The sequence below is a fragment of the Weissella sp. DD23 genome (assembly GCF_001579105.1).
Classification (GTDB): domain Bacteria; phylum Bacillota; class Bacilli; order Lactobacillales; family Lactobacillaceae; genus Weissella; species Weissella cibaria.
Genome location: NZ_KQ970392.1, coordinates 142,322 through 148,328, shown reverse-complemented (window position 1 = coordinate 148,328; position 6,007 = coordinate 142,322). Strand labels below are relative to the sequence as shown.

Genomic DNA, 6,007 nt, shown 5'->3' with positions numbered 1-6,007 from the left:
ATTGCATCTAGGCGTTATTTTTTACTTTTCAATTGGTTCAAACACTGCCACCGCTTCAACGTGCGCAGTTTGTGGGAACTGGTCCAACGGTTGGATATCACCCTTAATACGGAAGCCCTTATCAATTAGATAACGAGCATCGCGCGCCATCGTCTCGGGGTTGCATGAGACGTAAACAAACCGGTCGGGGTTCATATCAGCCACCGCATCAAGTAATTCTTCCGTCAAGCCGCGACGAGGCGGATCAACGAAGATGACATCCGGCTTAAGACCGCCATCTTTCCACTTTTGCATTTGCTCGGGTGCGTCTGCTGTCACAAACTCTGCATTTTGCACGTTGTTGTTTGCGACATTCTTTTGCGCGTCAATAACGGCACGTTCGATAACTTCCACACCTAAAACTTTGTCGACACGGTCGGCCACTGTTAATCCAATGGTACCAATACCTGAGTATGCGTCGATAACCGTATCCGATTCTTTCAACTCACCCTTTGTGGCTGCCATGTCATACAACACTTCAGTCGTCTGTGGGTTAACCTGGTAGAACGAATTTGGCCCGATTTCAAAATCAATGTCCAGCAACTTATCGTGGATGGCATCTGCCCCCCACAATGTGCGATTATCACCAGAAGTCAACACATGTAAACTACGCGGATTGTGGTTTAAAATAATGCTCTTAATACCTGACACGGCAGCAGCGATATCAGCAGCAATTGCGTCTTCATCGGTCAAAGTTGGCGTTTGCGTGACTAGCACCACCATCACCTCGTGACTATAGTAGCCACGGCGAACCATGATATATCGCATTTCACCTTCTTGTGTGTCGTCATCAAAGACTGATACTTTGTGCGCATCAAGAATATCCCTGACAATGCCAATGATTTGATCAATTTTTTCGTCATTAACAAAGTAATCATCCAATGGCACAATATCGCCCGGTGTACGTTTTTTAATGAAACCGGTCGTTAATTTCCCATCAACGTACTTCACTGGCACAACCGTCTTATTACGGTAGTGTGTGGGGTTATCCATCCCAATTGTGGGCGCCACGTCAACATCAATGCCAACCGCCTTGTACAACTTCTGCACTTGTTGTTGCTTCAAACGTAGTTGGGCATCATAAGCCAAGTTAACATAGGGTGCAATGCCCGCTTCAAGCAAGTAATCTTTGCCTGAATCGACACGATCTGGTGAGGCAACTTCAATTTCAACGACCTTGGCACGTCCAAATTTACGGTTGACTTGTGTCACTTCAAATCGAATTTTCTCGCCTTCAAAGGCGTTCTCCAAATGGATTGGGTAATCATCCACCATGATGACCCCAACCCCCGTGTAAAGCACGTCGACAACAGTGCCTTCGTACTGTTCGCCGAGCTTTACCGGAATAACTGTATTGCTCATATTTTTTATCTCGTGATTCTCAAATTAATTTCCACTATCCATTATACCTGAATGCACGGTGGAATATTCATCACGTAGTCGGTTAGCCTTAGTACGTTACCATTTCGACAAGCTGCCGCACAATAAACGTCAAGCCCGGTAGCACAACACCAAGACCAAGTAACCATTTAATCGCACGGTTATCGGAGCGCAGTACTGCCATATCTTCGCCGAAACCGTTCATTTTCGTCTGTATGGCTGCGACATCATCTTTAACATCGTGCAGGTCCTTCTGAACATCATGCACATCACGTTGTAGTTCTGTTACATCCTGTTGTAGCTTCGTAAATTCTCGTTGCTTGAATGATTCAAATTCTTGTTTCGTGACAAATTGTACCGTTGATTCTGGTAATAAAATCCCTTGATTCATGACGTGTCCCCCATTGATTACTTTCACAACATAATTTCATCATATCTGATAATTTTTCATTTTGCAACAAAACAATCGGCCGGAAACGCCTATATAGCAACGTTTTTAAGTAACGTGGTTAACAAAAAGCAGACCTTTCGTCATCGAAAGATCTGCTTTTTGTTAGTTAATGCGACGTCCGTGTTCTTCAACATACGCTGCCGCAACCGGCATCATTTGCCCCTTATATTCAACTGCTAATGCTCGCGCGGTCTCATCCTGAGTTGGGACCATCGCCACAAATTCGCCACTATCTAACCGGTACAAAGCCACCCGTTGGCCCGCATCATTGAGTAAAAACGAATAGTCAATCATGTGATCATAATCAACAAATTTAAATGGCCGTGCGTCCTCACGATAATCAATTTCGTCTGGTTGTGATGTGACCGTTGTCTGCCGTTCTGCTGGCAACTGCCCAATCAACTCAAATTTCATTTCCTGCAAATCTATCAATGCAGCCTGGTAACTAATTGGCACTTCATCAACAACTGCCCGGAAAAACTTTGGCAGTAATTTCTTAGGGCGGGTCACCGGATCAGCTAATTCAGCAAAAACTGTATAGACACTTACTTGTTGGGCAACTAAATCATCCAACGTTACCGTAATACGCGCTTCACCGTCAGCCACCGACCACTCTAGGCCGGCATTTTGCATTGCCCGTTCAGAAACAAACGGCGCTACCAAAGTACCCAACGTCATAATAATTAACCCATCGACTTGGTTAATTGTCACATCAAATTTCTTAGCAGCATCTTCAAATAACATCCCCACCGTGCGGGTTGAGAATATATTAACAGCGCGCATATCCTGCAAAAGCGTCGTGGCCCCTTCAGCATCCTTAGCGGTGATTAAATCAATGAGTTCGTGATACACTTCAAGGCTCACAAAATCAGTCGGTGATAAAATCAACTCACCATAATCATCAAACATTTCATTTAATAACATGTATCACCATTCCAAACTGTACTTAATTATTGTTAACAATCATAACAGCAATTAGGCCCTTATGGCTAATTATCAGGTCAAACAAAAAATGACGACCAGCAGATTTGCGAGTCGTCATTTCATTAGTCTATATTTTAGCCAAGAACCTTCAAAACGAAGTCGTTGTACTTAGCAGCTGATTCAGCCAAGAACTTCTTTGTACCTTCGTTAGTGATCTTGCCACCTTCGTCAGCCAAGTCCATTGTGTTACCAATGTAAAGTTCTGGTTGGTGCATAACAACCATGTCCAAGAAGTCCAACGTGTTACGCAACACGTGGTGCGCCACAACACCACCAAGACCGGCGATTGATTGTGATGCAGGCAAAACTGGCTTACCAGCCCATACATTTTGTCCCCATGGACGTGAAGCAATGTCCAAAGCGTTCTTCAATGCAGCAGGCACTGAACGGTTGTGCTCAGGCGTTACGATAATGAATGCGTCTTGTTCAGCAACCAACTTGCGGAAGTCTTCATATTCCTTAGGAGAGTTTGCATCCAAGTCTTGGTTGTACAAAGGCAGGCTTGCGATGTCGAAGTACGTTACTTCTGCATCGGCTGGCAAACCAGCAACAAGGGCCTCAGCCACACCAAGTGAGTATGAGTTCTTACGAATTGATCCAACAATTACACCGTACTTTGTCATGAATAAATCTCCTAACTGTCTGTGTGCTACATTTCACTTACAAAATATAAGTCTATACGACGTAGCACAAAAAATCAACAGGTCAAATTAAAAGGTCTTCATTTTTATTGTAATTTTTTGATGGTCATGATGACACCAGCGCCAATAACCGCAATGATTGCGGCGCCCAAATACAGCGACACATAATTAACTGATTGATTACCAATTGCCAACAAAATTGGCGCCACAGCCGGCGCAATCGATTGCGGCAAGACCATCGACATATTACCAATACCCAACCATTTACCACCATTTTCCTGGTCTGGCATCGTTAACGATAACGCAGCATAGGCCACATTATTTTCAGCACCTTGTGCTAAGCCGGCCAAAACAGCCGCCAAAATTAGTAAGTCCGGTCGAAAGCCAAACATCGTGGCCGTCCCTGCTAACAATAAGGCGCTGCCAACAATCCAACCGCGATATCGGGCATATTTATCTGACAACCATCCCGCGATGTAATTTGCTACCATCGATGAGGCTCCTGATATCAGATAAATCACGGTAATCATGCTAGCCACTTTAGCATCTGACCACCCTAATCGATCGGACATCACATACACTTGATAGGTCGTAATAATGTTCAAACCAATTAAGATGAAGAAATTCCCCGTTAACAGCTTGCCAAAATCCGGCGTTTGTCGCCAATTAAAGCTGTAACTATCAAGCACTGTTTTTAGTACACCGGCTCTGACTGGCGCTTCCTGTAGCGGTGTATCCTGATACCACACTAAAAAGATCAGTAAGATAATAAAGCCCAGCAGCGCTGGCACACCAAACATTAAAATTGGTGTTTTAACCAGGGCTGCGCTAAGACCGATACCCAACACCGTGCCAACCCCACCACCGACACCAACTGCCACGCTGGCCTTGCCACGTTCTGACTCTGGAAACATATCCGATGTGATGGCATGTAACGCTGCAATTGCTGCATTAAACACTAACTGGACCACGCTCCAAGCAATCACAACGCCCACAACGGTCTGCATAAGGGGCAGCACAAACAATGCCATCGTTCCTGCTAACCCACCAAAGAACATGAATGGTTTACGGCGTCCCCAACGACCCATATGCCGATCTGATAATTGTCCCCAAATTGGATTACTAACCAAAGCTAATAAAGCCCCAACCCCCAACACGAGCGCTAAGCCACTCGCTTTATGTGCCGGATCAATTTGTCCGATTCGAATCTGTAATCCTGACATTGTCGGTGCGATAAATGCCATCCACACGCCAACAAACGCCAAGGCATACATTAAGAAAAATTGTCGCGAGATTGGTCGCTCATTCATTCTCTCTACTTACCTCGATACTCTAAAATTCGCGTTGCATAATACTGTGCTGATTGTCGAATGTCACGCGCATAATCGTTTTCGTAATCAACTGCAATTAGGCCAAATCGCGGCCAATACCCCTTATCCCATTCAAAGTTATCAAACGCCGACCAATGCAGATACCCCATCAAATCAACACCGGCACTTTCAGCATTTTCCAGCGCTTGCAGGGTCTCCGAAAGCCACCATTCACGATCTGAATCGTCACCATCAGCTAAACCATTTTCCGTAATTAAAATTGGCAACTGATAACGATTGTACAAGCGAACCAAGGTCTTTTCAATGCGAATTGGTCGCATATCCCATCCCATGTCGTTGACCTTTTCGTTAGGATTTTTAACTGTAAAGCCATCATAACTATCGGCGTTATACCAATTCAGCCCTAAGAAATCCATTTTTTGATATGTCCGATCTAAGAAAAAGTTGTCACGTTGCCAACGATTCCAAGCCAAACCGAGTTTCGTTGTTACCTTTCGGTTTAACGCGATAAAATCAGCCGTATTGTGAGCCACCGACACTTTGAATGCTGGCTTAATCATTTTGGCAATATCGTAGACGCGGTTGTGCGTTTCCGTTAAGTGCAAAGCCACCTTAAATGCTGTCAAAAATGACGTCTGCATTGGCGCCCATTCACCTGCTATATAGCCAGCAAATGTATAGACATTCCACTCATTAAACGTTAAGACAATATCAATGTCATCTTGCAATTTCTGCAAGACGTATGCCGCGAACTCTTCAAAGTATCGCTCATTTTCACGCTTTTCAAAGGCACCTTTTTCAGTGAACCACAACGGCATCGTCCAATGCCATAACGTCAAGACCGGTGTCATCCCGTGTGACTTGATTGAGGCAATATAATCCTTTAAAAATACAATTTCGCTTTCATCATAAACCCCTTCTTCCGGTTCAACGCGGGCCCATTCCACGCTGAATCGAAAAGCGTTGAAGTTTAGTGCTTGTAGTTTATCAAAATCGCTATCATAACGCTCCCGATGATGAATCCCCATACCGCTAATGTAATTTTGCGGATCGTTCCCAGCTACACGGAAATCATCAACCGTTGGGACATCCTTGAATGCCGTATCATAGTCACTTGCTAAGCGGTCAGCATTCGCAAGCTCCCACTCATGCCACTGCGTATTTTCTGCGCCATCCGTTTT

6 protein-coding genes are annotated in these 6,007 nt (G+C 44.6%); all 6 read right to left on the bottom strand.

Features of this window, described 5'->3' with window-relative positions; genetic code table 11:
* Positions 1-21: 21 nt before the first annotated feature.
* Positions 22-1,401, bottom strand: coding sequence for a 23S rRNA (uracil(1939)-C(5))-methyltransferase RlmD (rlmD, locus tag WEIDD23_RS05025; protein WP_010370782.1), 1,380 nt, complete (start codon positions 1,399-1,401; stop codon positions 22-24).
* 88 nt (positions 1,402-1,489) lie between these two features.
* Positions 1,490-1,810: a hypothetical protein gene (locus WEIDD23_RS05020; protein WP_010370785.1), complete on the bottom strand. Its 321-nt coding sequence runs from the start codon at positions 1,808-1,810 to the stop codon at positions 1,490-1,492.
* 162 nt (positions 1,811-1,972) lie between these two features.
* Positions 1,973-2,794 (bottom strand): hypothetical protein, encoded by an 822-nt coding sequence (locus WEIDD23_RS05015; protein ID WP_010370788.1) that lies wholly within the window; start codon positions 2,792-2,794, stop codon positions 1,973-1,975.
* A 134-nt stretch (positions 2,795-2,928) separates the two neighbouring features.
* Entirely contained in the window at positions 2,929-3,477 is a 549-nt protein-coding gene (locus WEIDD23_RS05010) for an NADPH-dependent FMN reductase (protein WP_010370791.1), read from the bottom strand.
* A gap of 104 nt (positions 3,478-3,581) precedes the next feature.
* On the bottom strand, positions 3,582-4,805 hold the full coding sequence (locus tag WEIDD23_RS05005) for an MFS transporter (RefSeq protein WP_062358813.1): 1,224 nt from the start codon (positions 4,803-4,805) through the stop codon (positions 3,582-3,584).
* Positions 4,806-4,810: 5 nt separating this feature from the next.
* Positions 4,811-6,007, bottom strand: a 1,197-nt coding sequence (locus tag WEIDD23_RS05000) for a family 1 glycosylhydrolase (protein WP_062358812.1), incomplete at its 5' end; no start/stop codon positions are given.